This window comes from Devosia sp. Soil_C_22, assembly GCF_057657195.1.
Window position 1 is genome coordinate 218,474 of sequence record NZ_JBDGIY010000001.1, and the last position, 26,402, is coordinate 244,875.

Sequence of the window (26,402 nt, forward strand, 5' to 3'; positions counted from 1 at the left end):
GTCGCCAAGGCGCAAAGCCCCAGCACCACGAACGTCGTGCCATATCCCAGCGCCGGGGCCAGCCCCAGCGCAACGAGCAGAACCGCCGTACCGAGCAGCCCTGCCTCGCGCTCCATCAGCCGCGCAAAGTCCCGCCGGTGGCCTTGGTGACCGCGGCGACCACGCTTCCGGCGACGGCCTCGATCTCCTCGTCGGTCAGCGTCTTCTCGGTCGGCTGCAGCGTCACCGCGATGCCGATCGATTTCTTGTCGTCGGCAATGCCCTTGCCCTCGAACACGTCGAACACCGTCACGTCGGTGATCAGCGCCTTGTCGGCATTGCGGGCGGCGCGGATGATATTGGCCGCCGGCACGTCGCGATCGACGAGGAAGGCGAAGTCGCGGCTGACGGCGTGGAGGTCGGAAAGCTTCAGCGCCGGTTTGGCGCGCGTCGCCTTCTTGCGCGGCTCCGGGATGGCGTCGAGATCGAGCTCGAATGCCGCCACGGGGCCGGTGAGGTCGTAGGCTTCGAGCACGCTCGGATGCACTTCGCCGAACCAGCCGATGATCACCTTTGGCCCCAGCTGGATACGCCCGCCGCGGCCCGGATGGCTCCAGCTCGCCGGCTCGGCGACAAGCTGCAGCTTGTCGATATCGTGCCCGAGCGCATCGAGCAGCGCGGCGATGTCGGCCTTGGCGTCGAACACCGACACGTTGCCCGCCTGCGCCTGCCAGTGCCTGGCACTGCCGAGCCGGATGCCGGTGGCGTAGGTGCGCTGGCCCTCGGGCGTGATCGAGTGGAACACCTGGCCCACCTCGAACAGTTTTAGGTCCGCAAAGCCGCGATTGGTGTTGCGTTCCGCGGCCGCGAGCAGCCCCGGCAGCAGCGAGGGCCGCATGTCGGTGAGCTCGGACGCGATCGGGTTGGCGAGCTTCAGCTCGGGCTTCCCGCCACCGAATTGCTGCGCTGCCGCCTCAGTGATGAACGACCAGGTCACCGCTTCGTCGAGGCCACGGGCTGCGAGCGTGCGGCGCGCGAGGCGGCGGCGGTTCTGCAGCGTGGTCAGCATGCGCGGGGCGACATGATTGAGGCGCGGCAGCGGATCGACCGGCACGTTGTCGACGCCGACCATGCGCATCACTTCCTCGGCGAGGTCGGCCTTCATGGTCACGTCCGGCCGCCACGATGGGACATGCACCTTGCGGCTTTCGCCGGCGCCCGGCTCGAGCTTGAAACCGAGACGGCTCAGGATCGCTTCGATCTCATGCGCGCTGGTCTCGAGGCCAGTGAGGCGCTCGACTTCCGAGAGTGGGAAATCGACCACGGTGTTGGGGAACACGTCCTCGCCCGAAATCACCGGCTCCATGGCTTCGCCGCCGACCAGCTCCAGCATCAGCCGGGTGGCGAGCTCGAGGCCAGGCTCGGTGAGTGCGGGATCGACCGAACGCTCGAGGCGATAGCGCGCATCCGACACGATGCCGGTCTTGCGGCCGGTCTGGGCGATGAGGTCGGGGTCCCAGCTGGCGCATTCCATCAGCACGTTGACCGTGTCCTCGGTGGTGCCCGAGCGGATGCCGCCCATGACGCCGCCGAGGCAGAGCGGGCCGGCGTCGTCGGCGATGACGGTCATGGTCTCGTCGAGCGCATAGATCTTGTTGTCGAGCGCATCGAACTCCTCGCCGGGCTTGGCGACGCGCAGCACCGCCTGGCCGACGATCTTGTCGGCGTCATAGGCGTGCAGCGGCCGGCCCCAGCCGAGCGAGACGAGGTTCGTGATATCGACCACGGCGTTGATCGGACGGAGGCCCGCGGCGCGCAGGCGCTGCTGCAGCCAGTCGGGCGACGGGCCGTTCTTGATGCCCTTGAAATAACGGCCCGCAAACTTGCGGATGGCCTTGGGCTCGCCGGCGGCGAAGTTGTGCGGCAGCGGCGGAATGGGCGAGGGCCCCTTGGAGGGCACCGGCGACATATCGGTGGCCTTGAGCGTCCCGAGGCCGAAGGCGGCGAGATCGCGCGCCACGCCGTAGACGCCGGTGGCGTCGCCGCGGTTGGGGGTGATCGAGATGTCGATCACCGTGTTGCCGAGTTTGGCGTACTCGACATAGGGCACGCCGACCGGCGCATCGGCCGGCAGCTCGATGATGCCGTCATGGTCGTTCGAAAGCTCGAGCTCGGCCGCCGAGCACAGCATGCCGTCCGACTTTTCGCCGCGAATGACGACGCCGGCCTTGAGCGTGAAATCCTTGCCCGGGATATAGACGCCCGGCGCGGCGAACACCGACTTGAGGCCCGTTCGCGCGTTGGGCGCGCCGCACACGACATCGATCAGCGAGCCGGTGCCGGCATCGACCTTGCAGAGGTTGAGGTGGTCCGAATTGGGGTGCGGCTTGGCCTCGACGATCAGCGCGGTAACGAAGGGCCGCAGCTTTTCGGCCGGATCGACGATCTCCTCGACCTCGAGGCCGACCATGGTCAGCGCCTTGCCGATCTCGTCGGCCGAGGCAGTGGTGTCGAGGTGCTCTTTCAGCCAGTCGAGGGTGAACTTCATTTGTAGATGCTTTCGGTCGCTTCGATCTTGGGCAGGGACCCGCTGATCTCGAAAAGTTTGGCAAGGACGTTGGCGAAGCCGCGCGCATCGTCGATGGCGCGGTGGGTGTGCTCGATATGGCCGTACCAGGCGGGCGGCACGCGCTGCATGCCCCACTTGAGATACTCGGCCCCGCGCAGCGCCCCGGCCATGGTGTAGAGGCACACGCCGCCGCCGCGGAAAATCTGCCGGCTCTTGTACGGGCCGCCGAGCACGCGCGTGCCGGCGTAGGTCCACAAATAATGGTCGATCCACGGACCGTCGAAGATCATCGGCGCCGCCGCGAACACGCGGAAGCCGGGGAGCTGCTCCACCCAGTCGGCGTAGCGCGGCATCACCACGGCCGGATCTTCCGGGTTGGTGGTTGCCCACTTGTAGGCCTCGGGCTGCGTCGCCCACCACGCCATGGTGTTGTCGTCGGGCTTGCGGTCGGTGCGCGGGATCAGCACGGCCTCGAACTCGGCGAGCACCTTGCCGGTGACGTCGACCGCCACCGAGGCAAAGCTCAGCATCGAGGACTCGAGCGGGTTATGCCCGTCGGACTCTATATCGGTGACGACGAAGGTGGTCACCGGCTGTTCGTCGGGCTGAAGCGGGGGCTGCAGGCTCATCGGAGCGTCTCCGCGGCGCCGAAAGGCCCCCTCACCCGGCCTTCGGCCGACCTCTCCCCCCAGGGAGAGGTGAAGAGGTGGCGAGATCGGGCGGCAGCCTCACCTCTCCCCTTGGGGGAGAGGTCGCCGCGCAGCGGCGGGTGAGGGGGCCTTTGCACCGGGCAAGGCATCAGCTGCTCAACCCCCCGAACAGCGTCGGCAGGTCCAGCGGGCGGAAGCCGTAGTGATCGAGCCAGCGCTTGTCCGCGTCGAAGAAGGCACGCAGGTCGTTCATGCCGTATTTCAGCATGGCGATGCGGTCGATGCCCATGCCCCAGGCAAAGCCCTGGTAGACATCGGGGTCGAGCCCGCAATTGCGCAGCACGTTCGGGTGGACCATGCCGCAGCCGAGGATCTCGAGCCAGTCATTGCCCTCGCCGATCTTCACTTCCGAACCCGAGCGGTCGCATTGCACGTCGACTTCCATCGATGGCTCGGTGAAGGGAAAGAAGCTCGGGCGGAAGCGCAGGGTGACGTTGTCGACCTCGAAGAAGGCCTTGAGGAATTCCTCCAGCACCCAGCGCAGCTGGCCGATATGCGAGCTCTTGTCGATGACGAGGCCTTCGACCTGATGGAACATCGGCGTGTGCGTCTGGTCGCTGTCGTGGCGATAGGTGCGGCCCGGCATCACTACGCGGATCGGTGGATCGATGGCCGGGGTGAGATAGGGCGCCGAGGGTGCTTCGTTCGACTTCAGCATGGTGCGGATCTGCACCGGCGAGGTGTGGGTGCGCAGCACGCGCTTCACCCCGTCGGGCGAGGGCGCCATGAAGAAGGTGTCGTGCATCTCGCGCGCCGGATGCCCCTCGGGGAAGTTCAGCGCGGTGAAATTGTACCAGTCGGTCTCGATGTCCGGCCCTTCGGCGATCGAAAAGCCCATGTCGGAGAAGATCGCGGTGATCTCGTCGATCACCTGGCTGACCGGGTGGATGCGGCCCTCGGTGGTCGGCGCCGGCTGGATCGGCAGGGTCACATCGACGCGCTCGGCGGCGAGGCGGGCATCGAGGGCCGATTTGGCGAGCTCGGCGGCCTTGGCCTCGATCAGCGCCGTGACTTCGGTCTTCAGCCCGTTGATGGCGGCACCGGCTGACTTGCGCTCTTCCGGCGCGATGCCGCCGAGCGTCGCCAGCAGGGCCGACACCGAGCCCTTCTTGCCGAGCGCGGAAACGCGTACCGCTTCGATGGCGCCTGCATCGGCGGCCGCGGCGGTGGACGCGGCGATTTCGGCGCGGAGGGAGGCGATCTGGGCGTCGAGAGACATTTTTCTATCCGTTTACCGTCGTTTGCTTCCTTGTTGCCTCACCCACCGGGTCATACCGGCGAAGGCCGGTATCCATCCTGAGGTCTCGCCACCGTCGCGGAGGGAGGAAATATCTCAGGATGGATCCCGGCCTGCGCCGGGATGACATCGTGGCTATGACAACGTCGCGGCAGAAACACAAAAGCCCCGCGCCATCCCCGGTTTCGGGGCGGCGCAAGGCTTAGCTTGTGGCCTCAGAAAAGGCGAGTGCTGATCAGGCAGTAACGCGCTGATGCGTGGTCGCCTCGAGGGTCTCGAGGTAGCCAAGAGCAGTCTTGGCCTGGGCGACCAGGGCGGCGAACGCTGCGGGCTCGGTGATCGCGAGATCGGAGAGCACCTTGCGGTCGACGGCAATCTCGGCCTTGCTGAGGCCGTCGATAAATCGACCGTAGGTCAGGCCGTGATCGCGCACGGCAGCGTTGATGCGCTGGATCCACAGGGCGCGGAAGTTGCGCTTCTTGGCGCGGCGATCGCGATACGCATACTGGCCGGCCTTGTCGACGGCGGCCTTGGCGGTACGGATGGTGTTCTTGCGGCGACCGTAGAAACCGGAGGCGGCCTTCAGAACCTTCTTGTGGCGGGCGTGGGCGGTAACGCCTCTCTTGACGCGGCTCATCAGCTATCTCCTTAGCGGTTGTACGGCATGTACCACTTGACCAGACCTTCATCGCCCTTCTTGAGGATCTTGGTCCCCCGGTGAGAGCGGATGTAGTCGGCATCGTGGCTGAGGAGACGGTGACGCTTGCCAGCAACGCCGGTCTTGACGCGGCCGCTGGCAGTCATCTTGAAGCGCTTCTTGGCGCCCGATTTGGTCTTCATCTTTGGCATTTTGCGTTCCTGGTTAGAGGCGGCTCGTCAGAGCCTGCATTCGGAACCGCCACGGCATGCCTTTTGGCCGGGCGGCCCGTCGAAGAAGCCGGGTGTATAGGGGCAAAGCTCCGGCCGCGCAAGGGGACAAAGCCACCCTCGTCACACGCGTGCAATCACTATGCGCTCTACCCGCGCCCGAGGGCAAGCAGTCTGGGCCGGATAGGGGCGCTTGCCCTAGGCACGATGCCCTCTCTCCCCTTGCGGGAGAGACGCGAGACTTGTGAGCGACAGCGAACTAGTCGCAGCAGAGAGGGGGTATGGCTGGCATGGTGCCTCCCAAAGCCCCCCTCTCTTGCGAAAACTAAGGACTTAGCTGCGCTAAGCCCAAGTTTTCGCTTTCTCCCCCGCCAAGGGGGAGATGACGACCGCAAGCTGCGGTGGCTATGTCCGGTTCGCCGCCGCCAGTTCCTGCAGCCCGTCGATCAGCAGCGCCGCCTCCGTCCGGCTCAGCGAGGCCAGCGCCAGCCGATCGGCTTCCTCCGCCGCCTGCGTTGCTGCCGGCAACACCGTCCGCGCCTTGTCGCTGAGATACAGTCCCTGCGCCCGGCCTTTGCCGAGCGAGCTCTTTTCGATCCAGCCCTCGGCTTCGAGCCCGGTGAGCGTGCGCGCGACGCCCGGCTGTTCGAGATCGAGCCGTTGCACCAGCTCCGCCTGCGTCAATCCCTCGCGCTGGCCAATCTCGCTGAGCGCCGTGAACTGCGCCGGGTGCAACTGGTACGGCGCCAGCGCCTCGCGCAATCCGTTCTGCAACTGCCGCGCCAGCAGGCTCGCAGCGTGGAGCAAGGTTTCCTTGTGGTCGAACATCATGCCCTCCTCCCTGGAGGAAGCCACAGCATAGCGCGTTATGATTTGAGCCGGAAGTTGCTCGCAGGCGTGCGCAGTTACCGCACGATCTCCGACCACGGCCGCCCGGTGCGGGCCTCGGCTGCCGCTGCCGCCACCGCCCGCTTCTGCGGCGAGGTCATTTCGTCCGACACGATATTGGCGGCGTTGGCCGGGTCGAGCATGGCGCGCGGCAGCAGCAGACGTTCGATGAAGCCGAGCACGACCCACACATTCTCCGCCAGCGCGCCCGCTGGGCGGCGGCGCAGGGCTGCGACGGTCGCGAGTTCGAGATAGAAGGACGGGAAATCGAGCGCGTTCTGGTCGCGCCACAGCTTCAGGATGCGGATCTCGTGCTGCCAGGCTGCGGCCTGCGCGTTGAGCACGTGCTGGCCGAGATTGGTGGTGAGCGGCCGGCCGCGCCGGGTCGAGTAGAGCTCGTGGATTTCCGACATCATCGACAGCTTCTTGGCCGGTAGCAGGTCGATCACCGCGCCGCCGATATCGAGCCCGATCGAAACATCGCGCCGGATCGGCGCCAGCCCCAGCCGCGCGATGCCGTCGAAGAGCTGGGTATAGAGCTCGGCGATGCGTTTGCCCGAGCGGGTGTGGAACCAGATCACGTAGTCGGCGCTGATGCCCGAACGGTTGGCGAGACCCTTCTCGTAGCCGCCGCCCAGCGTGACCTGGATCACGTCCTTGCCGCACAGTCCGTTGCAGAGGGCTGCGATCTTCTCGCCCGTCTGCATGATCATCGCGGCGTGCTCGCGATCGACGGTTTCCCGCGCGAGGATGGAATGCAGATATTCTGACGCGGATACGCTGCTGACTACCGTACTCATGCTCATATTTTAGGCGAATGCCTTCGGTTCCGCCAGTATTCAGCCAACTACGTAGTAAACGTGCTGCTGACTCAAGTTGATTGCAGCGGGGCGGCAGTCGTCTGGGTCTTGAGCCCGGCGGCGATCGCCTCGACGAAGGCGGTCAGCCGCCGCGGCAGCAGCCGGCGCGACGGGTAGAGGGCGTGGATGGGCAGCGTCATCGTCCCCCATTGCGGCAGCACCGGCACCAGCTTGCCTTCGGCGAGCGGCGTCTCCACCAGTTCCGATGGCAGGTAGACGATGCCGGCGCCGGCCAGCGCCGCCACCAGCTGCGCCTCGCCATTGTCGATCTGCAGCCCGCCATCGACCTCGGCCACCACCGTCACGCCGCCCGGTCCGATGAACGGCCAGCGGTTGCGCGGGCTCATGTTGAGGTTGAGCAGACACCGATGCTGCTTCAGCTCCTCCGGGGTCGCCGGCAGCCCATGCGCGGCGACGTAAGACGGTGCCGCGACGCACTTCAGTTGATAGGTGCCGAGCCGTCGAGCGATCATCGCCGACGGCTGCAGCTCGCCGATGCGGATCGCCACGTCGTAGCCTTCGGCGATGAGATCGGCGCGCCGGTCGTTGAGGCTCATCTCCAGCGTGATGCCGGGATTGTCGGCGCAGAAGCGCGCGACGATGGCGGCGAGGCGGTGAACGCCCAGCGTCGCCGGCCCGGTGGCGCGGATCCGGCCCGACAGCTGTCCCGGCTCGGTGCGGGTCAGGTCCTCGAGCTCGCTGACCGCTTCGAGCACAGCCTGTGCCTGCGCGTAAAAGCTCTCGCCCAGTTCGGTGAGGCGCTGGGCGCGGGTGGTGCGTTCGATCAGCCGCGCCCCGTGATGCTCCTCCAGCGCCTGGATGCGGCGCCCGACCATGGCCGGGGAGATGCCGAGCTGCCGGGCGGCGGCGGCGAAACTCCCCGATTTCACTGCGACGGCAAACGTCTCGAGATTGATGAGCTCGGCCATTCGATATCCCAATGCAACTTTGAAGCGCGATCGGCAGTAATTCTAAACCTGACTGGCGACCCGTAGATAGAGGTCATCGCAACCCGCTTTTGAGAGGGAGACCTCAAATGACCATCGCAATCCTCGGCCTCGGCAACATGGGCAAGGGCCTCGCCAAGCGCCTCGCCGGCAAGGCCGATCTCGTGCTCGGCGCTTCAAACACCGCTGCCGCGGCGGATTTCGCCGCCTCGGTCGGCGCCAAGGTCACCGACTACAAGACCGCCGCCGCTGCCGCCGACACCGTGATCCTGGCCGTGCCCTATGCCGTGGCGCTCGAACTCGCCAAGTCGCTGCCGCTTGCCGGCAAGACCGTTGTCGACATCACCAACCCGATCAAGGCCGACTTCTCGGGCCTCTCGATCGGTCACACGACCTCGGCCGCCGAGGAACTGCAGGCCGCCGCACCCGGCGCCAAGGTGGTGAAGGGTTTCAACACGATCTTTGCGAGCCTGTTCGACACGCCGGCTGCTTCGACGGCCAATGTCCCGGTGTTCCTCGCCGGCAATGATGCGGCCGCGGTCGATGCCGTCGCCGCGCTGGTGACCGCCGCCGGCTTCGCCGTCGAAAAGGTCGGCGGCCTCGATGGCGCTCGCCTCGTCGAGCCGGTCGGCATGCTCAACATCCGCTTCGGCTACGGGCTGGGGCAGGGCACGGCGATCGCGCCGGCCTGGCTGAAGCTGGCGGCGTAAGCATCGGCTTAGCCATCAACCACAAGGTCATCCCCGCGAAAGCGGGGATTTCCGTTTAGGGAGGCATCCGGGCTCGGGCCCCCCCCACCCTGTCCCTCCTCCGCGAGGGGGGAGGTGACCAAAACATTGGCGTCGGTGAAAGCGTCTCCCTCCCCCTTGCGGGGAGGGGACAGGGGTGGGGGTATCTCCCCACACCAGCGTCAGCCGCTCGTCTGACTAGCCTTTCCGCCCCCGATCGGGCATGCATCGCTCATGCCTACGCTCTCCGCCCGCCTGCTCCTCGTCCTTGCCGGTATTGCCGGTGCGCTTGGTGTGGCCGCAGCGGCCCGCGCCAGCCACATGGGCGACGACAATCTCGGCATCGCGGCGAACTTCCTGCTGCTGCATGCGCCGGTGCTGATCGGGCTGAGCCTTTTCGCCGCGAGCCGCATGGCCTTTGCGGCCGGCATCGTGCTGGCGCTCGGACTTGCGATCTTCGCGGGCGATCTCGCCATGCGCGCGTTCACCGGCAATGCGCTGTTTCCGATGGCGGCGCCGATCGGCGGGGGCGCGCTAATCCTCGGCTGGGTTCTGGTGATCGCCACCGGCCTCTGGGGCCGCCGGCTGTGAGCCAAAACCTCGGCACCTACGACTACATCATTGTCGGGGCCGGCTCCGCCGGCTGCGTGCTGGCCAATCGGCTGAGCGCCGATCCGCGCAACCGCGTCTTGCTGCTCGAGGCGGGTGGCAGCGATCGCTATCATTGGGTCGATATCCCGATCGGCTATCTGTTCACCATGGGCAACCCGCGCACCGACTGGCTGCTGCGGACAGAGCCCGAGGCTGGGCTGAACGGTCGCTCGCTGCCCTATCCGCGCGGAAAAGTGCTGGGCGGCTGCTCCTCGATCAACGGCATGATCTACATGCGCGGCCAGGCCGCGGACTATGATGGCTGGCGCCAGATGGGCAATCCCGGCTGGGGCTGGGACGACGTGCTGCCCGCGTTCCTCAAGTCCGAGCGCCACCACGGCGGCACCTCCGACAGCCATGGCGGCGACGGCGAGTGGCGGGTGGAAAAGCAGCGCCTCAGTTGGCCCATTCTCGATGCCTTCCAGGCTGCGGCGGAAGAGCTCGGCATCCCGCGCGTCGGTGATTTCAACACCGGCGACAATTTTGGCTCCGGCTATTTCGAGGTGAACCAGAAGGCCGGCGTGCGCTGGAACACCTCGAAGGCCTTCCTCCGTCCAGTGCTGCACCGCCCCAACCTGCGCGTCCTCACCAATGCCGAGGCCCAGACGCTGCTGTTCGAAGGCACGTGCGTGACAGGTGTACGGCTGAAATATCAAGGCAGGGTGGTCGACGCCTTTGCCGGCCGCGAGGTGCTACTGTCGGCGGGCGCGGTGCACTCCCCAAAACTGCTGGAGCTGTCGGGTATCGGCCGGCCGGACGTGCTGGGCGGGCTCGGCATTGCCGTGCGGCATCGGCTCGATGGGGTCGGCGAGAACCTGCAGGACCACCTGCAGATCCGCACCGTGTTCAAGGTCAGGAACGCCGAGACGCTGAACGGCCGCTACCACAACCTCGCCCGCCGCGCCGGCATGGGGGTGGAATACGCGCTACGCCGCACCGGTCCGCTATCGATGGCGCCAAGCCAGCTCGGCATCTTCGCCCGCTCCGGACCGCAGGTGGCGACGCCCGACCTCGAATATCACGTGCAGCCGCTCTCCACCGACCGGCTGGGCGAACCGCTGCATCGCTTCGAGGCCGTGACGGTGTCGGTGTGCAACCTCCGGCCGCAAAGCCGCGGCACCATTCACATGGAAAGCCCGGATGCGAGCGCCGCACCGAAGATCCGGCCGCACTATCTGAGCGCGGAGGCTGACAAGCTCATTGCCGCCGCCTCAATCCAGCACGCGCGAAAACTGATGCAGACGCGGGCGGTGGCCCGGTTCGAGCCCGAGGAATTCCTGCCGGGGCCGCAATTCGTGTCGGACGAGGATCTGGCCCGTCGTGCCGGCGACATCGCGACGACGATTTTTCACCCGGTCGGGACCTGCCGGATGGGCGTCGACGACATGGCGGTGGTCGATCCGCAGCTGCGGGTGCGTGGGTTGTCTGGGCTGCGGGTCGTGGATGCCTCAATCATGCCGGCGATTACCTCGGGTAACACGAACTCGCCGGTGATCATGATCGCCGAGAAGGCGGCGGAGCTGGTGCTGGCCGGCCATTGAGGCTGGTGCGCGTGGCCACCCCCACCCACCGGCTTCGCCGGTCCTCCCTCCCCACAAGGGGGAGGGAGTGACGACTGCTAACGCTGAGTTTGAGGTTGCCCGCCGATTTCCCTCCCCCTTGTGGGGAGGGGGGACCATGCGGAGCATGGTGGGTGGGGGTGGCCAAGTGCGCCGGCCTCCGCCCAACCCCAAAAAAACAAAGGGCGCCTCGCGGCGCCCCTCATCTTACAATCGTGCCACGCCTCACTTGGGCGCCAGCACCATCACCATCTGGCGGCCTTCCGAGCGCGGGGCCGATTCGACCTTCACCTTGTCGCCGAGATCGGCCTGGACCTTCTGCAGCAGCTGCGCGCCCAGTTCCTGGTGCGCCATCTCGCGGCCGCGGAAGCGCATCGTCACCTTCACGCGGTCACCCTCGTCGAGGAACCGGTTGGCGGCCTTCATCTTGGTCTCGTAATCGTGCGTGTCGATATTCGGACGCAGCTGGATTTCCTTGACCTCGATGACCTTCTGCTTCTTGCGCGCCTCAGCAGCTTTTTTCTGCGCGGCATACTTGAAGCGGCCCAGGTCGAGCATCTTGGCGACCGGCGGCGTCGAGTTCGGGGAAATGATGACGAGATCGAGTCCCTGCTCCTGCGCCTCGGCAATCGCTTCGCGCGTGCGCACGACACCGCGATTGGTGCCCTCGGCATCGATCAGCTGGACGTCGGGGGAGGAGATGTCTTCGTTGGATTGCGGCCCATCCTTCTGGGGCGCTACGGGTCTCATGGGACGACGAATGGCAGGCGATCCTTCAGTTGTTACCGGGAACGGTCGGGAAATCGGCGCTAAAATCGTGCCGGCTCGACCATAAGTCAACAGCACCGGCCCCAAGAATCACGCCTGTTGGGCGGATTGGTGACGAACTGTTGCCCCAATGGTTGATCCCGCACCACACGCAGGGCAAAAGCGACCGGCAGTTACGGCAAGGAACACGGATATGGTGCCCGAAACCACGTTTGTCGAGGTCGGCGAAGGCGTTGAGTCGCGTTCGATCGCCATGTTGGCCCGCTCCGGCAAGGCGCCGGGCATCTTCTGGCTGAGCGGCTACCGTTCCGACATGCTCGGCTCCAAGGCCAGCGTGCTCGACGAACTGGGCGCCGAGCTCGGCCTCGCCGTCACCCGCTTCGATTACTCCGGCCACGGCCAGTCCGGAGGCGATTTCCTCGATGGCACGATCTCGCGCTGGCTCGAGGAGGCACTCGCCGTCTTCGCACTGACCACGGGGCCGCAGATCGTCGTCGGCTCCTCGATGGGCGGCTGGATCGCCGTGCTGCTCGCCCGCGCCATGGCGCTGCGCGAGCCCGGGCGGGTCAAGGCGCTGGTGCTGATCGCGCCGGCCGTCGACATGACCACGGAGCTCTTGCCCAAGAAGCTGAGCAAGAAGGAGCAGAAGACGCTGCGCGAGACCGGCATCGTGCTCCGCCCCTCGCAATACTCGGCCGAGCCCTATCCCTACACGCTGAAGCTGCTCGAGGACGGCAATCGCCATTTGCTGTTCGGCCGCGGTATCGATGTCGGCTGTCCGGTGACGATCCTGCAGGGCGGCAAGGACCCGGACGTGCCGCGCGACCACGCGCTGAAGCTGGTTCAGCACCTGCTGACCGACCCAGTGACCTTCACGCTGATCCCCGATGGCGACCATCGCCTGAGCCGGCCGGAAGACCTGGAATTGCTTAAGGCGGCGGTGCGGCGCGAGGCGGTGGTGCTGCCCGAACAGCTGAAGTTGGAGCTCTAACGGCATAACTCAGGGCTTGTGACCGCCCCCTCCACCGGCTTCGCCGGTCCCCCTCCCCCGCTGCGCAGGGGAGGATAAGGGAGGCGAGATCGCGCCACAGCAATCCTCCACCGTTTACGGGGGAGGGGGACCAGCGAAGCTGGTGGAGGGGGCGGCCACACGCACCGGAGCTAGCCCCGCCCCACCGCGTTGCGCATCCGGATCATCGAGAAGTCGAGGCCGGATGCCTTCACCCGGTCGTGCAGCACCCACAGCGACGGCAGCACGACGAGCCTCGCGCCGCCCTCCGCGATCCGCGTCGGCAGGTCGGTCAGCGTCTCGACCGCCCGCGGCACGACCGCGCTGCCGCTGGTCCAGTAGCCGGCAATCCGGTCCTCGAGCGCGAAGCTCTCGTCCGGCATGTCGTAGCGATAGAGCGCGATGCTCTCGACCCGTTCGCGCCAGCCCGCTTCGATCGCGACCACCACTGGAGCGCCCTCTAGCAGCGAGATGTCGCCACCGCCATCGGCCGCCGGGCGGAAGCAGACGCGCGGGCAATCCCGTGGCAAGAGGTAGTTGCACAGCGTGCGCTGTTCGATCGCCCACACCTTCGGCGCGCCGTCGGCGATGACCCGCGGCTCGAACCGTGCGATGCCCGGCTCCTCGCTGATGTGGAAGAGCTTCACCCGATCCTCAGCGGCGACTTCTGCATGCCGTCGGGCGCAAAATTCTCCGGCGCCAGCCAGCGCTCGTACTCGGCCCGGATCGCCGGCCATTCGCTGTCGAGCATCGAAAACCATGCCGTGTCGCGGTTCTCGCCCTTGAAGATCATATGCTGGCGGAACAGCCCTTCGTAGGTGAAGCCGAAGCGGATGGCGGCCCGCTTGGAGGGTTCATTGAGGTTGTTGCATTTCCATTCGAACCGACGGTTGCCCAGCGTCTCGAAGATGTGGCGCGCGGTCAGGTAGAACGCCTCTGTGGCGCTGCGCGTCCGGGCAATCTTCGGCCCCCAGTAGACGGCGCCGAACTCGATGACGCCATTCTCGGGCACCAGCCCCATCAGCGCAAAGCGGCCCTCGGCACACCCCGTCTCGCGGTCGATGACAGCGTGGTAGAGCCGGTCCGATGAGGCCGCGACCTCGTCGACCCAGCGGGCGACCTCCGCGGCGTCGGTTGGCGCCTGCTGCAGGTAGCGGAAACGCTCCGGTTCGGCGGCGGCAAAGAGGTCTGCCGCGTGCTGCGGCCCGATCGGTTCGATCCGCACATAGCGCCCCTCGAGCACGGTGCGCTCAGGGCGTTTGGCCGGTTGTGGCTGGCTCATGCGTGCGCCTTCCAGATCGCGTCGAGCCCTTCCCGATAGGTCGGGTAGAGCAGGTCGGTGCCGAGCGCGGCGAGCACGCGCCGCGACGACACCCGCTTGTTGTCGGAATAGAAGCTGCGCGCCATCGGCGTCATCTCGGCGGTGGCGAACGGCGTTTCCGGCGGCGGCGGCACGCCCATCACTCCGGCGGCGTAGGTCACGAGGTCCTGCGGCGGTGCCGGTTCGCGGTCGGCGAGGTTGAATGTGCCCTCGAGCCTGGCGAGCGCCGCCAGCGCCGTGACCCGGCCGATATCCTCGACATGGATGCGGTTGAACACCTGGCCCGGCTTGACGATGCGCCGCGCCGTACCCTCGCGCAGCTTGTCGAAAGCCGAGCGGCCCGGCCCGTAAATGCCGGCCAGCCGCTCGATGAACAGCGGTACGCCGCGCGACGCCGCGTAGTCGCGCCAGGCCTGTTCGGCCTCGACGCGCTGGCGCGAGCGGATATTCACCGGGCGGGTCGGCGCGTCCTCGTCGATCCACTCGCCGCCGAAATCGCCATAGACGCCGACGGTGGAGAAATAGCCTATCCATTCGAGGGTTTTGGCCGCGTCGAGGTCGGCGCGGTGGTGCAGCAGCGCCGGGTCGCCACGCTCGTCGGGCGGGATCGACAGGATCACGTGCGTCGCCTCGCTGAGGTCGGTCGCCAGCGTTGCGCCCGGCACTTCGCCATCGAACACGTGGATGCGGTAATTGCTGTCGGCAAACGCCTCGGCGCCCTCGGCGCTACGCGTGGTGCCGGAAATGGGGATGGTCGGGTCACCCAGCTCGTGCAGTGCCCGCGCCGTGGCGCGCGACGAGTAACCCATTCCGAAAAAGAAGACGCCCATCTGGTCGGTGGTCTCTAGTTTGCACGCACCGGCTGGACGGCCGCGCTCCACTCTGCCTGGACGCTCATGTCGCCTTCATCGGGCAAAAAGGCAAGTTTTAACGCATCGGCGCGCTGTTCGGTCACAAGCCGCCGCACCGCCCACACAGCCGCGCCCCGGACCAGTGGCGACGGGTCGCTAAGCCGAGCCTCGACCAGCGGCAGCAAGAGCTCGTCGCCCGAGTTGCCGGCCGCGATCAGCACGTTACGCAGGAACCGCGCATGCCCGATGCGCTTCACCGGCGAGCCGGCGAACAGCGCACGGAAAGCAGCATCGTCGAGCGCCAGCAGGTCGGCGAGGGAGGGCGCCTTCAGCTCGTCGCGGGCGCGGAGCTTGGCCTCATGCGTTTCCGAGGCGAACTTGTTCCATGGGCAGACGGCAAGGCAATCGTCGCAGCCATAGACCCGATTGCCCATGGCGACGCGATACTCGTGCGGGATCGGGCCGGGATGCTCGATATTGAGATAGCTCAGGCATTTGCGGGCATCGAGCTGGAACGGGGCCGGGAACGCATTGGTCGGGCAGATATCGAGGCAGCGCCGGCAATTGCCGCAGCTTTCGGCATGCGGCGCGTCCGCTGGCAATTCGGCCGAGGTCATGATCGCGCCGAGGAACAGCCATGAGCCGAACTCGCGCGACACGAGCACAGTGTGCTTGCCCTGCCACCCGATCCCCGCCGCCTCGGCCAGCGGCTTTTCCATCAGCGGCGCGGTGTCGACGAACACCTTTACGTCCGCCCCGGTCCGCCGGCTGAGCAGCCCGGCCAGTTCCTTCAGCTTGCCCTTGATGATGTCGTGATAGTCGCGATTGCGGGCATAGACCGAGATGTTGCCGATCCCGGGTCGCGTGAGGGCCGTCATCGGGTCGGTATCCGGCCCGTAGTTCATGCCCAGCATGATCACCGAGCGCGCCTCGCCCCACAGCGCTTCGGGCGCCGCGCGGCGCTCGGCCGTGTCGGCCATCCACTCCATCTCGCCATGCCACTCGCGTTCGAGCGCCACCGCGAGCTTTTCCGGCAGATCCGGCCGCGCATCGGCGCGCGCAATGCCGAAGGCGTCAAAGCCGAGGGCCTTGGCGCGCTCCTTGAGGTCGGCGATGAGCTTGTCGGTCGATCCAGTCACAGGGTCATCCCCGCGAAAGCGGGGATCTCCGTTTGCGGCGCCGGAACAGGGATCCCCGCTTTCGCGGGAATGACACCGTGGCTGAACGATAGCACGTGGAACAGGCTAAAAATCGAGGTCGGCATACCCGGATGCCGCCGGCAGGCCCGCCACGCGGTCGTTGAGCAGCGTACGGAAGGCCGGGCGCGACTTGATACGGGCATACCAGTCGCGCGTTTCGACCGAAGAATCCCACAGCACGTCGCCCATGTAATCGAGGCTCGACAGGTGCGAGGCGAGGGCGAAATCGGCGAGCGTCATGCTCTCGCCGGCGATCCACTGGCGCGTCGCGAACAGCCAGTTGAAATAGTGCAGGTGCTCGACGAGGTTGGCTTTGGCGACGCGCAGCACGCCGGGCTCGGGGGTCATGCCGCGCTGGTCGCGCTTCACGATCTTTTCCTCGAGGATGTAGCGCGTCACCTCGTCGTTGAGCTTGACCAGCACCCAGTCGAGCAGCCGCCACATCTCGTGCCGCAGCGCCGGCTGCGCCGGGATCAGCCCCGCAACCGAACTGGGTGCGTAGCGCTCCTCGATGGCGTGGATCACTGCCAGCGTGCCCACGATCGGCGGCTCGCCGGTATCGAGCAGGATCGGCACCGTGCCCGCCGGATTGAGCTCGAGCAGGCCGGGATCGCGCGTCCACGGCTTGATGTCTTCGAGGTCGATGGCCACGCCATATTCGGCGAACATCAGGCGGGCGAGACGGGAGGCGGGGTCGAGCCGGTGCTGCAGCAACCTTGGCATGCTTTTGAGCGATCCTTGGCGGGTTCACGCAAATCGGGCTAGAAGCGGCCCGGCGCCCCGATGGGCAAGTTTGTTGGCTGAATAAGTTAGGTAGGGGATCACATGAACGGCGATCAAGGAATTTTTGTGCCCCTGATCCTCGGGATCATCGAAGGCCTTACCGAATTCCTACCGGTCTCCTCCACCGCCCACATCCTCCTCGTCGGTCACTTCCTGGGCTTCAACAGCCCTGGCCGGGTGTTCGAGGTGCTGATCCAGTTCGGCGCGATCCTCGCCATCCTGGTGGTGTATTTCAGCCGGCTGGTGGCCATCGCCAAGGATGCGATTGCCCGTAAGCCAGGGGCTTTGCGCTTCATTCTCGGCGTCGTGCTGGCCTCGTTCCCGGCCGCCATCGCCGGCGTGCTGCTGCACGATTTCATCAAGACGGTGATCTACGAGACGCCCGTCGTCTTCTGCGTCACGCTGATCCTGGGCGGCATCGTGCTGCTCTATGTCGATCAGCTCAAGCTCACGCCGAAATACACCGATATCTACAACTTCCCGCCGCTGCTCTGCCTCTATATCGGCCTGTTCCAGATGCTGGCGCTGATCCCCGGCGTGTCGCGTTCTGGCGCCACCATTGTCGGCTCGCTCCTCCTCGGCACCGACAAGCGCTCGGCGGCGGAGTTCACCTTCTTCATCGCCATGCCGATCATGGGCGGCGCCTTCCTCTACGATCTGTGGAAGAGCCGCGAGTTCATCACCGCCGAGCTCGGCGCCGCGGTGATCATCGGCTTTGCCGCCGCCTTCGTCGTCGCCTTCTTCGTGGTGCGCTACCTGCTCGACTACATCTCGCGGCACGGCTTCGCGATCTTCGCTTACTGGCGCATTTTCGTCGGCGCTGTCGGCCTGTGGGGCATCCTACTGTTCGGCTGACCATCCGGGCGGGGTGACAAATCCGTTTCGCCACACCATTATCGCGCTCCCGGAATCGGCGGTGGGGATGTCCGTGGCGAAGGCCAATATCGATGCCTGGTTCGAACGCATCGGCTTTGCCGGCTCGATCGCGCCATCCCTGGAAACGCTGAGCCAGCTGGTGCAGGCGCACTCGGCTGCCATTCCGTTCGAGAACCTCGATCCGCTGATGGGCGTGCCCGTCCGGCTCGAGCTCGCCAACCTCCAGCAGAAGCTGCTGTTCGACAAGCGCGGCGGCTATTGCCTCGAGCACAACCTGCTCGTCAAAGCTATGCTCGAAGAGCTCGACTACGCGGTGAAGATCCACCCCGCAGTGGTGCTCTGGGGCCTCGAGGAGCCGGTCGAGCAGCCACCCACCCATGTGGTGCTGACAGTCGAGATCGCCGGTAGCCGCTACCTCGTCGATGCCGGCTTCGGCCGGCAATCGCCCACCGCGCCGCTGCGCCTGCGCGCCGATGTCGAGCAGCCGACCCCGCACGAGACCTACCGTCTCACCGACACCGATGGCGTCTGGCGACTTGAGGTGCAGATCGGCGAGGACTGGCGCGCCTGCTTCCGCATGACGCTGGACGAGATCGATGCCGCGGGGATCGACCAGATCAACGAGCTTGTCTCCTCGAGCCCGCAGTTCCGCGATCGGCTCGTTGCAGCCCGCGCCGACAAGACCCGGCGTATCGCGCTGCTCAACAAACGCCTGACCATCCGTCCGCTCGAAGGCGAACCCGAGGTGCGCGAGCTCGCCTCGACCGCCGAGCTGCGTGACGTGCTCACCGGCACCTTCGGCATCGAGCTGCCCAACGACGAACGCCTGGAGCCGGCGCTCGAGAAGGCGCTGGCCTCGGAAATCGGCGAATGGCGCCCGTAAAGGTCGATCCGAACAAGGTCCGCGAGTTCGAGGACTTCCAGGCCTTCTACGATTGGCTGGCTCAGCACCACGACCAGGCCGACGAGGTCTGGATCAAGATGCACAAGGTTGGCTCCGGCCTGCCCTCGATCAACGCCAAGCAGGCGATCGATGCGGTGCTGTGCTGGGGCTGGATCGACGCCATCCGCAAGGGCCTCGACGACAAGAGCTTCCTGCAGCGCTACACGCCGCGCGGCAAGAAGAGCGTATGGAGCAAGATCAATGTCGACAACGTCGCCCGGCTGAAGGACGCCGGGCTGATGACCGAGCATGGGCTGAAGCATGTCGAGGCCGCCAAGGCCGACGGCCGCTGGGACCGCGCCTATGGCAGCGGCAAGGACCTGAAGATCCCCCACGACCTGCAGGCAGCAATCGATGCCGAGCCGGCGGCAAAGGAGATGCTCGGCAAGCTGACCGAGCAGAACCGCTTCGCGCTTGCCTTCCGCATCCACAATCTCAAGACCCCGGCCGGCCGCGAGAAGAAGATCAGGGCCTTCGTCGAGATGCTGAAGAACGGCGAGACCATCTACCCCCAGAAGGCGAAGTGATCCGCCGATGACCGTCTGGGTGGCCTTTCTTCGCGCCGTCAATGTCGGCAAGCGCCAGATGAAGATGGCCGAGCTCAAGGCGCTCTGCGAGGAGCTGGGTTACACGAAGGTCAAGACCATCCTCGCCAGCGGCAACGTACGCTTCGAATGCGAGACCGATCCCAAGGCCGAACTGGAAGCGGCGATCGAAAAGCGCTGGGGCTGGTTCTCGGAAGCGGTGATGCGCTCGGGTCCCGAGATCGAGCACATGCTGAGCTCCGACCCCTTCGCCGCCTGGCCCGCGGCCGACAATTACCACCGCTATGTCCTGATGTTCGACAAGCCCCTGCCCAAGGGCGCGAACTACAATGGCCTGCCGGGTGATTACGACATCGCCGGCGTCGGCGAACGCGACATCTTCCTCGTCGGTCACCGCCAGCCCGACGGCCGTCACGGTCCGGGGCTGGACAAGTTCGACCGCCAGTTGGAAAAGGGCGCCATCGCCACCATGCGCAACTGGAACACCATACCCAAGGTGCTCGGATGATTACGGTTTTCGGCTCCACCAATCTCGATTTGATCGGCACCGTCAGCCGCATCCCCAAGCCCGGCGAAACCGTGCCGGGCGGTGCCTTCTCGATGGCCGCCGGCGGCAAGGGCGCCAACCAGGCGCTTGCCGCCCGCCGCGCCGGCGCCGAAGTCCGGCTGTTCGCCGCCGCCGGCACTGACGCTTTCGCCGAGGAAGCGCTGAAGCTGCTGCGCGCTGATGGCGTCGATCTTGCCCATGTCCGCGCCGCCGAGGGACCGACCGGCATCGCCATGATCTTCGTCGACGAAGCGGGCGAGAACGTCATCGCCATCCTTCCCGGCGCCAACGGCACCATGAGCCCCGCCGACGCCGATGCGGCGCTCGCCGGCCTTGGTATCGGTTCGGTGCTGATGCTGCAGCAGGAAATCCCGCAGGCGGCGACGGTCCGTGCCCTCGAACTGGCGCGAGAGCAGGGCGTCATCTCCATCCTCAACACCGCGCCGTTCCTGCCGACCACCCGGGAGGTGGCCGAGAAGGCCTCGATCGTCATCGCCAACGAGACCGAGTTCGAGTTGCTGACCGGCGCCGGCCTTGACCGCCTCGATGCCGCGATGGCCGATTGGGCCCGCGCGCAGAACCAGACCATCATCGTCACCCTCGGCGGCGAAGGCGCCCGCGCCGCCACCCCGACCGGCAGTTTCCGCGTCCCGGCGCTGCAGGTTGATCCGGTCGACACCGTTGGCGCCGGCGATACGTTCTGTGGCTACCTCGCGGCCGGCCTCGATGCCGGCCTCGACCTCGAAACAGCCATGCGCCGTGCCGCTACCGCTGCCAGCCTCGCCGTGCTCAAGCCCGGCGCGCAGCCGGCCGTGCCGAATGTCGGAGAGGTGGATAAGGCCATGGCTGGCTGACCGCGCCATTGCATTGTCGTCCACGTCCTCCAATCTCTGCGGGAGGAATCGGAGGGCATCGCGATGCGGGCGGCGGTCTATCGCAGGTTCGGCGGGCCGGAAGTTGTTTCCGTTGAGGACGTGCCCAAGCCCGTGCCGAGGCCCGGCGATGTGCTCGTTCGCGTCGCCACCTCCACGGTTTCGGTTGCCGATCACCGCATGCGCGCCCGCGACCTGCCCAAAGGGCTGGGACTGATCGCCTGGGCCGTGGTCGGCATCTTCGGGCCGCGCCGGCAAATCCTCGGCATGGATTTCTCGGGCACGGTGGAGGCGGTGGGCGAGGGCGTCACCCGCTTCCGGCCGGGCGACGAGGTGGCGGGCCTGACGGGGGCTGCCTTTGGTGGCCACGCCGAGTACGTGCTGTTGCCCGAAGTGTCGCCGATGGTGAAAAAGCCCGAAGCGATGAGCCATGACGAGGCGGTGGCGCTGGTCTTCGGCGGCCATACCGTCGCCGAATGCATCTTCCGTTGCCCGATCAGGCCGGGTGACCGCGTGCTGGTGAACGGCGCGTCCGGCGCGGTCGGCACCGTCGCGGTGCAGGCTGCGAAATCCTGTGGCGCCGTAGTCACGGCGGTGACCAGCACACCAAACATCGAGCTGGTCCGTTCGCTCGGCGCCGATCATGTCATCGACTATACGAGCGAGGACTTCGCCGCCGGCGACCAGAGCTACGACGTCATCTTCGAATGCGTCGGCAATGCCCCGTTCGAGCGCGTCGATCGCGTGTTGAAGCCGGGCGGCGCGCTGCTGCTGGTGATTACCGACCTCAAGGGCATGCTCGGCGCACGCGGCAATACCCGCCGCTCCGGCAAGCGCGTGCTGCAGATCGACCCGCGCGCCACGCCCGAGCACGTCGCCTTCGCCTTCGATCTTGCCGCCAAGGGCGAGATGCGTCCGGTGATCGACCGCAGCTTCACCCTCGACGAGATCGTTGCTGCCCACGCCTATGTCGATACCGGACGCAAGCGGGGCGCCGTCGTGCTGCGCGTCAATTCGTGAGTTGCCACAAAAGGCTGCAAACTTTTCCGCCTTGGCCGCGCGAACACCTTGAGAACTGTCGCTTGCCACGGGATTGCCCCATTTGCGTCCATTTCGAGTCAGACTTTCCCCACGCTTGTCGGACAGTTTGCGAGCTATGAGCGGGGTATTTCGAATGGGGGCGAGCAAGGCCGGGCTCCCGAAGATTGGCCGACCCGGCCCTTATCTGGGCGCTATCGGTATCTGCGTGATCGCCGTTGCCGGCCTGGTCGGTGTCGTCAGCGTGCTGATCGGCGTCCAGTGCGGCGGCCTCGACAAGTGCTTTGCCGGCAAGGCGACCGAAACGCTCGCCGTGGTCGAGCCGGCTGAAGCGGCCGAATCCGCCGTGGTCGAGGAGCGCCTGACGCCCGATCCGGTGGTTGCCGTCGCCACCGCGCCCGAGCCCGTAGCATCGCCCGAGCAGCAGCAGGCCGAGCAGATCGCCGCAGTCATCGGCGGCAGCTTCGATGCGGTGAAGGCCAACGACGAAGGCTGGCTGGCGAGTGCTCGTGCCGCCGAGACCGCCGTGGCCGTGGCCGAGGCGCCCGCCCCCATCGTCGAGGAAGGCGATGGCGACGGCCCGGTTGCCGTGGCCGTCGTTGGGACGCCTTCGCGTGCTACCGCGGCCGAAGCGGCCATCACGGTGGCCACGGCCCCCGTCGTACCGCTCGACCGGCCTGAGCCGCTCGAGGTCAGCGCCTATGCCACCACCCCGCGCACCGCGCCCGCCGTTTCCGCCGAAGCCAGGGCCAAGCTCGATGCCGTTGCCGAAGCTGCCCAGCCCAAGGCGGAGCCCGAACCGGCGGCGGAGCCCGAACCGGCGGCCGAACCCGAACCGACCAGGGTCGCCGAGGCGGCCGAGCCCGCCGATAGCGGCGATCTGCGCACCGTAGGCGGCTCCGGCGTCAGCGTCCGTTCCGGGCCGGGCAAGTCGCATGGCCGGCTCTTCGCCCTGCGCGCCGGCGAACAGGTCAAGGTCCTGGAGAACCAGCGCGGCTGGCTCAAGGTCACCGACGACCAGAACCGCACCGGCTGGCTCTACCAGAGCTATCTGCGCTAGATCGTTTCACGTTCGAAGCGGTCCACAAACTCCGGCGTCATCCCCGCGAAGGCGGGGATCCAGCGGCCGCACGCCCGGGTGGTCCCATCGTGAAATGCGCGGGCTCAGCCCAGCAGGCGCAGCACCTCCTCGTCGCCCAGCTGCCCGAACTGCCGGTAGTGCAGCCCGACCGCGATGAACGGCTCGGGCGTCCTGAGGCACACGAAGCGGTCGACCTCCTGCGCCAGGCTCTCGACCATGTCGGCCGGCGCCACCGGCACCGCCAGCACGATGCTTGCCGCGCCATCGAGCTTCAGGCTGCGCACCGCCGCCCGCGCCGTGTTGCCGGTTGCCACCCCGTCATCCACCACCACGCAGGTCCGGCCCTTGACCGGCATCGGCGGTCGCCCGCCGCGCCAGTCGAGGCGACGCCGCGCGATCTCCGCCAACTGCCGCTCTTGCTCGGCCTCGATATAGCCGGCCGGAGCGTCCATCTGCGCCATCACCTCGGGGCTCGCCACCATCTGCGGCTTGCCCTGGCTCTCGGCCACCGCGCCGATGGCATATTCCTCGTGCCCCGGCGCGCCGATCTTGCGCACCAGCAGCAGGTCGAGTTCGGCGCCCAGCGCCGTGGCAACCTCGCGGGCCACCGGCACGCCGCCACGCGGCAGCGCCAGGATCAGTGGGTGGTCGAGATGCAGTTGCCGCAGCTCGCCGGCCAGCATCCGTCCCGCCTCGTGCCGGTCGGCGAAGCTCGGTTCGATGCCGTAGCGTGTGGACATGGCGACGCGCTCCCCTGCTGCGGTCCATCGCCGTAAACGCGCCGGCGGCCACTTCGGCTGCAGCGAGCGGGCAAAAGAAAAGGGCCGGCGAACCGGCCCCTTCCTGTCGTTTGCCGCGGTCGCTACTCGACCTGGCCGATATTGGCGGGGCTCTCGCCGGGCGACAGCACGTATTTCCAGATCGCCGCGCCGATCGCGGCACCGATCAGCGGCGCCACGATGAACAGCCACACCTGTGCCAGCGCCCCGTTCTGGGCGAAGATCGCCGCCGCGATCGAGCGGGCCGGGTTGACCGAAGTGTTGGTCACCGGGATCGAGATCAGGTGGATCAGGGTCAGTGATAGCCCGATCGCGATTGGGGCAAAGCCGGCGGGCGCCGCCTTGCTGGTCGAGCCCAGGATCACGATCAGGAAGAACGCTGTCAGCACGATCTCAGCCACCAGCGCCGCCAGCATGCTGTAGCCGCCCGGCGACAACGCGTCGTAACCATTGGAGGCGAAGCCGCCCGGCATGAAGCCGGCGGCGCCGGAGGCGATGATCCACAGCACCGCCGCACCGGCGACGCCGCCTACCAGTTGCGCCACCCAGTACGGGACGAGATCGCGATAGGCAAAGCGCCCCGCAATGGCGAGACCGAGCGATACGGCCGGATTGAAATGCCCGCCCGAAATCCCGCCCACCGCATAGGCCATTGTCAGCACCGTCAGGCCGAAGGCCAGCGATACGCCGACGAACCCGATCCCCACCTCGGGGAATCCCGCTGCAAGCACGGCCGCGCCGCACCCGCCGAATACAAGCCAGAATGTGCCGAAAGCTTCGGCCGACAATCGCCTAAACATCTTGGATATGCGCTCCTGACGCGTTCCACTCACTGCGTCAGGTTAAGGCGGCAGCACGAATCGGTGAATCGGGTGCGTGATGTTATGCACCGCTCTGGCGCAATACCAATTGATAACCAGTGGCCTGTGCTTGCCGTCAAAGTAGGACAATTTGTCTGACACTTCAGCATAAGTGTACCATTCGGGTACAGATAATTGTCATACAATGACAGGAGCCGTCAGCTTGGCGGCTGCGTATTTTGCATTAGCCGGAATGTAAAACATCGGTTACCGACCATTGTCAGCCGTCTGTCAGCCGTGGTCTTCTACTTATGTGGATGCGATTCGTGGTTATGGGGGTCCGTAGGGCCTCTCGGTCGTCGGGCTGGTGTAAGCCGGCGCGAAACGCAGAAACAGGTGGCAAAAAGTGGATAGAGTTGCGGAATCCATCCCTTACCGGCCCTACCTCAATAGGGACCGTCTGATTTATCTTACCCATGCGGATGCCAAGGTGGCCAAGGGCTTGTGCGATGAGTTCATCGCCCAGGGCTTTCAGGTCTCCATGGTGCCCGACAGCATGGCAATGACGCGGCTGATCGCGTTGCGCCGGCCCGATCTGGTCATCCTGCCGCTTTGCGAAGCGGACATGGACCTGACGGCTGCGCTCGAGGCGCTCGATGCCATTCGCGGCCAGCATCTGGGCATCCATACCTTCCTGCTCGCGCCCGAGGGTACGCGCGCCGAACTCGTCTGCGCGGTCATGCGGCGCGGCGCCAGCTCGGTATTCTCCCCGCCTTATGCCCCGGTGGAACTGGCTGTGGCGGCCCAGGAGATGTTCCGCGGCGACATCCATGTCGAGCACACCAAGGATGGCGCAGGGGGCGTCACGGTGCGCGGCTTCGGCACCCTCACCTATCGCGAGCGGCAGATCCTGCAATTCGTCGTCGACGGACGCACCAACAAGGAGATCGCCGTCGATCTCGGCCTCTCCTATCGCACCGTGGAGGTGCATCGCCGGCACATCATGGAAAAGATCGGCGCCCGCAACACGGCCGAACTGGTCCGTCTCGCCATCGAAAGCTGATTTCTTCGACTTGTCCCCGGCACCTTAACCGGGGACTCTGGCGCCCCCCTCCGGCGCACGGCCCACCGGCTTCATCATCCGCGCGCCCGGCTCCGGCGCCGGCGGGCGATGATGCCGGTGGCGTCGTTTGCGGCAGGGTTGGCAAGCGCCGTTGCCCCATACGCTTGGCCGCAGCGCGCCTTGGAGCATTTCACGTTCGAAGCGGTCCCCAAACTCCCGCGTCATTCCCGCGAAGGCGGGAATCCAGCGGCCGCACGCTCGGTACCCCGACTGGGTACCCGCCTTCGCGGGAATGACACTTTGGGTGGGAGCGCCGCCTCAGCGTAACCGAGGTGCTGCGCCATTGAGTACGGACTCTAGCGCAGCCCGACTTCCTCGAGCAGGCCCATGCGCTTGGCGTCGTAATAGTAGCCGCTGGCATAGAAGCGTACGGCCCGGTCGGGATTGGCCTGCGCCACCAGGTAGGCGCCGCGCAGATATTTCACCGCATATTTGAGGTTGGTCTCGGCATCGAGCAGGCCCGACGCTTCGCCCCGGTAGCCCATGCTGCGGGCGGTATCATGGCGGATCTGCATCAGGCCGTAATAGGGCCCGTTGCGCGCGCCCGGGTTGAAGCCGCTCTCGCGCGCCACCACCCGCCGCACCAGCGATTCCGGCACGCCGTAAGCTGCGGCATATTTGCCGATCAGTCCATCGACGCTGCCGGACGAACGGGCCGGCGCCTCGACGAAGCCGAAGGGTTCGAACGGGGCGGCATCGGCATCGGGGCGCGTCGCCGGCACCGGCGCCGGACTGGCCGCAGCCACCTGCACGCCGGTCGGCTTGAACGCCGGAATGCCCGCCATCGAGCAGCCGGCAACCAATGCGGCAAGCACCGGCACGGCAACGCCGGCACGCAGGATCCGCAGCTGGAAGGTGGTCAGGCCCATGAT

The 26,402-nt window shown here is 66.6% G+C and carries 28 protein-coding genes and 1 pseudogene; 12 read left to right on the top strand and 17 right to left on the bottom strand.

Annotation, left to right across the window (positions count from 1 at the left end; all coding sequences use genetic code 11):
• Nucleotides 1–115 precede the first annotated feature (115 nt).
• From pheT to AC3A6I_RS01030, 8 genes are all read right to left on the bottom strand, one after another.
• Complete coding sequence (gene pheT, locus AC3A6I_RS00995) at nucleotides 116–2,527, bottom strand: phenylalanine--tRNA ligase subunit beta (protein ID WP_487541142.1); 2,412 nt, start codon at nucleotides 2,525–2,527, stop codon at nucleotides 116–118.
• Nucleotides 2,524–3,177 (bottom strand): 3'-5' exonuclease family protein, encoded by a 654-nt coding sequence (locus tag AC3A6I_RS01000; protein WP_487541143.1) that lies wholly within the window; start codon nucleotides 3,175–3,177, stop codon nucleotides 2,524–2,526. Before AC3A6I_RS01000 ends, pheT begins: the two co-directional genes overlap by 4 nt.
• A 169-nt stretch (nucleotides 3,178–3,346) precedes the next feature.
• Nucleotides 3,347–4,477 (bottom strand): phenylalanine--tRNA ligase subunit alpha, encoded by a 1,131-nt coding sequence (gene pheS / locus AC3A6I_RS01005; RefSeq protein WP_487541144.1) that lies wholly within the window; start codon nucleotides 4,475–4,477, stop codon nucleotides 3,347–3,349.
• A gap of 253 nt (nucleotides 4,478–4,730) precedes the next feature.
• Entirely contained in the window at nucleotides 4,731–5,132 is a 402-nt protein-coding gene (gene rplT / locus AC3A6I_RS01010) for a 50S ribosomal protein L20 (protein WP_487541145.1), read from the bottom strand.
• An 11-nt stretch (nucleotides 5,133–5,143) separates the two neighbouring features.
• The gene (rpmI, locus tag AC3A6I_RS01015) at nucleotides 5,144–5,344 is read right to left on the bottom strand and encodes a 50S ribosomal protein L35 (RefSeq protein ID WP_487541146.1); all 201 of its coding nucleotides are present in this window, start codon (nucleotides 5,342–5,344) and stop codon (nucleotides 5,144–5,146) included.
• Between the two features lie 423 nt (nucleotides 5,345–5,767).
• Complete coding sequence (locus AC3A6I_RS01020) at nucleotides 5,768–6,190, bottom strand: MarR family winged helix-turn-helix transcriptional regulator (protein ID WP_487541147.1); 423 nt, start codon at nucleotides 6,188–6,190, stop codon at nucleotides 5,768–5,770.
• A 77-nt stretch (nucleotides 6,191–6,267) separates the two neighbouring features.
• On the bottom strand, nucleotides 6,268–7,050 hold the full coding sequence (locus AC3A6I_RS01025; RefSeq protein WP_487541148.1) for a hypothetical protein: 783 nt from the start codon (nucleotides 7,048–7,050) through the stop codon (nucleotides 6,268–6,270).
• Nucleotides 7,051–7,121: 71 nt separating this feature from the next.
• Nucleotides 7,122–8,039 (bottom strand): LysR family transcriptional regulator, encoded by a 918-nt coding sequence (locus tag AC3A6I_RS01030; protein WP_487541149.1) that lies wholly within the window; start codon nucleotides 8,037–8,039, stop codon nucleotides 7,122–7,124.
• A 107-nt stretch (nucleotides 8,040–8,146) separates the two neighbouring features.
• On the opposite strand from AC3A6I_RS01030, the gene AC3A6I_RS01035 reads away from it, so the two are divergent.
• From AC3A6I_RS01035 to AC3A6I_RS01045, 3 genes are all read left to right on the top strand, one after another.
• Nucleotides 8,147–8,767, top strand: a complete 621-nt coding sequence (locus tag AC3A6I_RS01035; protein WP_487541150.1) for an NADPH-dependent F420 reductase — start codon at nucleotides 8,147–8,149, stop codon at nucleotides 8,765–8,767.
• A gap of 252 nt (nucleotides 8,768–9,019) precedes the next feature.
• A complete protein-coding gene (locus AC3A6I_RS01040; RefSeq protein WP_487541151.1) occupies nucleotides 9,020–9,376 on the top strand; it encodes a DUF423 domain-containing protein in 357 nt (118 codons plus the stop codon).
• Complete coding sequence (locus AC3A6I_RS01045; RefSeq protein WP_487544962.1) at nucleotides 9,358–10,977, top strand: GMC family oxidoreductase; 1,620 nt, start codon at nucleotides 9,358–9,360, stop codon at nucleotides 10,975–10,977. Before AC3A6I_RS01040 ends, AC3A6I_RS01045 begins: the two co-directional genes overlap by 19 nt.
• 243 nt (nucleotides 10,978–11,220) lie before the next feature.
• Here the strand turns inward: AC3A6I_RS01045 and infC are convergent, their stop codons facing one another.
• The gene (gene infC / locus AC3A6I_RS01050; protein WP_487544963.1) at nucleotides 11,221–11,757 is read right to left on the bottom strand and encodes a translation initiation factor IF-3; all 537 of its coding nucleotides are present in this window, start codon (nucleotides 11,755–11,757) and stop codon (nucleotides 11,221–11,223) included.
• Between the two features lie 199 nt (nucleotides 11,758–11,956).
• On the opposite strand from infC, the gene AC3A6I_RS01055 reads away from it, so the two are divergent.
• Complete coding sequence (locus AC3A6I_RS01055; protein WP_487541152.1) at nucleotides 11,957–12,754, top strand: alpha/beta hydrolase; 798 nt, start codon at nucleotides 11,957–11,959, stop codon at nucleotides 12,752–12,754.
• 170 nt (nucleotides 12,755–12,924) lie between these two features.
• Here AC3A6I_RS01055 and AC3A6I_RS01060 read toward each other — a convergent pair whose 3' ends face one another.
• The 5 genes from AC3A6I_RS01060 to AC3A6I_RS01080 all read right to left on the bottom strand — a co-directional run bounded on the left by AC3A6I_RS01060 (nucleotide 12,925) and on the right by AC3A6I_RS01080 (nucleotide 16,866).
• On the bottom strand, nucleotides 12,925–13,419 hold the full coding sequence (locus tag AC3A6I_RS01060; protein ID WP_487541153.1) for a DUF6886 family protein: 495 nt from the start codon (nucleotides 13,417–13,419) through the stop codon (nucleotides 12,925–12,927).
• The gene (locus tag AC3A6I_RS01065) at nucleotides 13,416–14,054 is read right to left on the bottom strand and encodes a GNAT family N-acetyltransferase (RefSeq protein WP_487541154.1); all 639 of its coding nucleotides are present in this window, start codon (nucleotides 14,052–14,054) and stop codon (nucleotides 13,416–13,418) included. The genes AC3A6I_RS01060 and AC3A6I_RS01065 overlap by 4 nt, the downstream gene beginning before the upstream one ends.
• A complete protein-coding gene (locus AC3A6I_RS01070) occupies nucleotides 14,051–14,923 on the bottom strand; it encodes an SDR family oxidoreductase (protein ID WP_487541155.1) in 873 nt (290 codons plus the stop codon). The genes AC3A6I_RS01065 and AC3A6I_RS01070 overlap by 4 nt, the downstream gene beginning before the upstream one ends.
• A 14-nt stretch (nucleotides 14,924–14,937) precedes the next feature.
• On the bottom strand, nucleotides 14,938–16,083 hold the full coding sequence (gene queG, locus AC3A6I_RS01075) for a tRNA epoxyqueuosine(34) reductase QueG (protein WP_487541156.1): 1,146 nt from the start codon (nucleotides 16,081–16,083) through the stop codon (nucleotides 14,938–14,940).
• 105 nt (nucleotides 16,084–16,188) lie between these two features.
• Complete coding sequence (locus tag AC3A6I_RS01080) at nucleotides 16,189–16,866, bottom strand: glutathione S-transferase family protein (RefSeq protein WP_487541157.1); 678 nt, start codon at nucleotides 16,864–16,866, stop codon at nucleotides 16,189–16,191.
• Nucleotides 16,867–16,968: 102 nt separating this feature from the next.
• Between AC3A6I_RS01080 and AC3A6I_RS01085 the strand changes: the two genes are divergently transcribed.
• The 7 genes from AC3A6I_RS01085 to AC3A6I_RS01115 all read left to right on the top strand — a co-directional run bounded on the left by AC3A6I_RS01085 (nucleotide 16,969) and on the right by AC3A6I_RS01115 (nucleotide 22,807).
• A complete protein-coding gene (locus AC3A6I_RS01085) occupies nucleotides 16,969–17,781 on the top strand; it encodes an undecaprenyl-diphosphate phosphatase (RefSeq protein WP_487541158.1) in 813 nt (270 codons plus the stop codon).
• A 73-nt stretch (nucleotides 17,782–17,854) separates the two neighbouring features.
• Entirely contained in the window at nucleotides 17,855–18,685 is an 831-nt protein-coding gene (locus AC3A6I_RS01090) for an arylamine N-acetyltransferase family protein (RefSeq protein WP_487541159.1), read from the top strand.
• Nucleotides 18,673–19,272 carry a YdeI/OmpD-associated family protein gene (locus AC3A6I_RS01095; RefSeq protein WP_487541160.1) on the top strand — a complete coding sequence of 200 codons (600 nt, stop codon included), beginning with the start codon at nucleotides 18,673–18,675 and terminating at the stop codon, nucleotides 19,270–19,272. The genes AC3A6I_RS01090 and AC3A6I_RS01095 overlap by 13 nt, the downstream gene beginning before the upstream one ends.
• Before the next feature lie 7 nt (nucleotides 19,273–19,279).
• Nucleotides 19,280–19,798, top strand: coding sequence for a DUF1697 domain-containing protein (locus AC3A6I_RS01100; RefSeq protein WP_487541161.1), 519 nt, complete (start codon nucleotides 19,280–19,282; stop codon nucleotides 19,796–19,798).
• On the top strand, nucleotides 19,795–20,691 hold the full coding sequence (locus AC3A6I_RS01105; protein WP_487541162.1) for a ribokinase: 897 nt from the start codon (nucleotides 19,795–19,797) through the stop codon (nucleotides 20,689–20,691). Before AC3A6I_RS01100 ends, AC3A6I_RS01105 begins: the two co-directional genes overlap by 4 nt.
• Nucleotides 20,692–20,754: 63 nt before the next feature.
• A complete protein-coding gene (locus AC3A6I_RS01110; protein ID WP_487541163.1) occupies nucleotides 20,755–21,729 on the top strand; it encodes an NAD(P)-dependent alcohol dehydrogenase in 975 nt (324 codons plus the stop codon).
• Between the two features lie 154 nt (nucleotides 21,730–21,883).
• Entirely contained in the window at nucleotides 21,884–22,807 is a 924-nt protein-coding gene (locus AC3A6I_RS01115) for an SH3 domain-containing protein (protein WP_487541164.1), read from the top strand.
• A 104-nt stretch (nucleotides 22,808–22,911) separates the two neighbouring features.
• Here AC3A6I_RS01115 and AC3A6I_RS01120 read toward each other — a convergent pair whose 3' ends face one another.
• Both AC3A6I_RS01120 and aqpZ read right to left on the bottom strand, forming a co-directional pair.
• Nucleotides 22,912–23,568 (bottom strand): phosphoribosyltransferase, encoded by a 657-nt coding sequence (locus AC3A6I_RS01120; protein WP_487541165.1) that lies wholly within the window; start codon nucleotides 23,566–23,568, stop codon nucleotides 22,912–22,914.
• A 122-nt stretch (nucleotides 23,569–23,690) separates the two neighbouring features.
• A complete protein-coding gene (aqpZ, locus tag AC3A6I_RS01125) occupies nucleotides 23,691–24,407 on the bottom strand; it encodes an aquaporin Z (protein ID WP_487541166.1) in 717 nt (238 codons plus the stop codon).
• Between the two features lie 490 nt (nucleotides 24,408–24,897).
• Here aqpZ and AC3A6I_RS01130 point away from each other — a divergent pair, with 490 nt between their 5' ends.
• A complete protein-coding gene (locus AC3A6I_RS01130; RefSeq protein WP_487541167.1) occupies nucleotides 24,898–25,470 on the top strand; it encodes a response regulator transcription factor in 573 nt (190 codons plus the stop codon).
• A gap of 356 nt (nucleotides 25,471–25,826) precedes the next feature.
• On the opposite strand, the pseudogene AC3A6I_RS01135 reads toward AC3A6I_RS01130, so the two are convergent.
• Nucleotides 25,827–26,363, bottom strand: a pseudogene (locus AC3A6I_RS01135) (transglycosylase SLT domain-containing protein); the annotation flags it as partial.
• Between the last annotated feature and the right edge of the window lie 39 nt (nucleotides 26,364–26,402).

Coding starts and splice junctions, on each gene's coding strand:
- pheT (WP_487541142.1), bottom strand. CDS start 2,527: ATGAAGTTCACCCTCGACTGGCTGAAAGAGCACCTCGACACCACTGCC.
- AC3A6I_RS01000 (WP_487541143.1), bottom strand. CDS start 3,177: ATGAGCCTGCAGCCCCCGCTTCAGCCCGACGAACAGCCGGTGACCACC.
- pheS (WP_487541144.1), bottom strand. CDS start 4,477: ATGTCTCTCGACGCCCAGATCGCCTCCCTCCGCGCCGAAATCGCCGCG.
- rplT (WP_487541145.1), bottom strand. CDS start 5,132: ATGAGCCGCGTCAAGAGAGGCGTTACCGCCCACGCCCGCCACAAGAAG.
- rpmI (WP_487541146.1), bottom strand. CDS start 5,344: ATGCCAAAGATGAAGACCAAATCGGGCGCCAAGAAGCGCTTCAAGATG.
- AC3A6I_RS01020 (WP_487541147.1), bottom strand. CDS start 6,190: ATGTTCGACCACAAGGAAACCTTGCTCCACGCTGCGAGCCTGCTGGCG.
- AC3A6I_RS01025 (WP_487541148.1), bottom strand. CDS start 7,050: ATGAGTACGGTAGTCAGCAGCGTATCCGCGTCAGAATATCTGCATTCC.
- AC3A6I_RS01030 (WP_487541149.1), bottom strand. CDS start 8,039: ATGGCCGAGCTCATCAATCTCGAGACGTTTGCCGTCGCAGTGAAATCG.
- AC3A6I_RS01035 (WP_487541150.1), top strand. CDS start 8,147: ATGACCATCGCAATCCTCGGCCTCGGCAACATGGGCAAGGGCCTCGCC.
- AC3A6I_RS01040 (WP_487541151.1), top strand. CDS start 9,020: ATGCCTACGCTCTCCGCCCGCCTGCTCCTCGTCCTTGCCGGTATTGCC.
- AC3A6I_RS01055 (WP_487541152.1), top strand. CDS start 11,957: ATGGTGCCCGAAACCACGTTTGTCGAGGTCGGCGAAGGCGTTGAGTCG.
- AC3A6I_RS01065 (WP_487541154.1), bottom strand. CDS start 14,054: ATGAGCCAGCCACAACCGGCCAAACGCCCTGAGCGCACCGTGCTCGAG.
- AC3A6I_RS01070 (WP_487541155.1), bottom strand. CDS start 14,923: ATGGGCGTCTTCTTTTTCGGAATGGGTTACTCGTCGCGCGCCACGGCG.
- AC3A6I_RS01080 (WP_487541157.1), bottom strand. CDS start 16,866: ATGCCAAGGTTGCTGCAGCACCGGCTCGACCCCGCCTCCCGTCTCGCC.
- AC3A6I_RS01085 (WP_487541158.1), top strand. CDS start 16,969: ATGAACGGCGATCAAGGAATTTTTGTGCCCCTGATCCTCGGGATCATC.
- AC3A6I_RS01095 (WP_487541160.1), top strand. CDS start 18,673: ATGGCGCCCGTAAAGGTCGATCCGAACAAGGTCCGCGAGTTCGAGGAC.
- AC3A6I_RS01100 (WP_487541161.1), top strand. CDS start 19,280: ATGACCGTCTGGGTGGCCTTTCTTCGCGCCGTCAATGTCGGCAAGCGC.
- AC3A6I_RS01105 (WP_487541162.1), top strand. CDS start 19,795: ATGATTACGGTTTTCGGCTCCACCAATCTCGATTTGATCGGCACCGTC.
- AC3A6I_RS01110 (WP_487541163.1), top strand. CDS start 20,755: ATGCGGGCGGCGGTCTATCGCAGGTTCGGCGGGCCGGAAGTTGTTTCC.
- AC3A6I_RS01115 (WP_487541164.1), top strand. CDS start 21,884: ATGGGGGCGAGCAAGGCCGGGCTCCCGAAGATTGGCCGACCCGGCCCT.
- AC3A6I_RS01120 (WP_487541165.1), bottom strand. CDS start 23,568: ATGTCCACACGCTACGGCATCGAACCGAGCTTCGCCGACCGGCACGAG.
- aqpZ (WP_487541166.1), bottom strand. CDS start 24,407: ATGTTTAGGCGATTGTCGGCCGAAGCTTTCGGCACATTCTGGCTTGTA.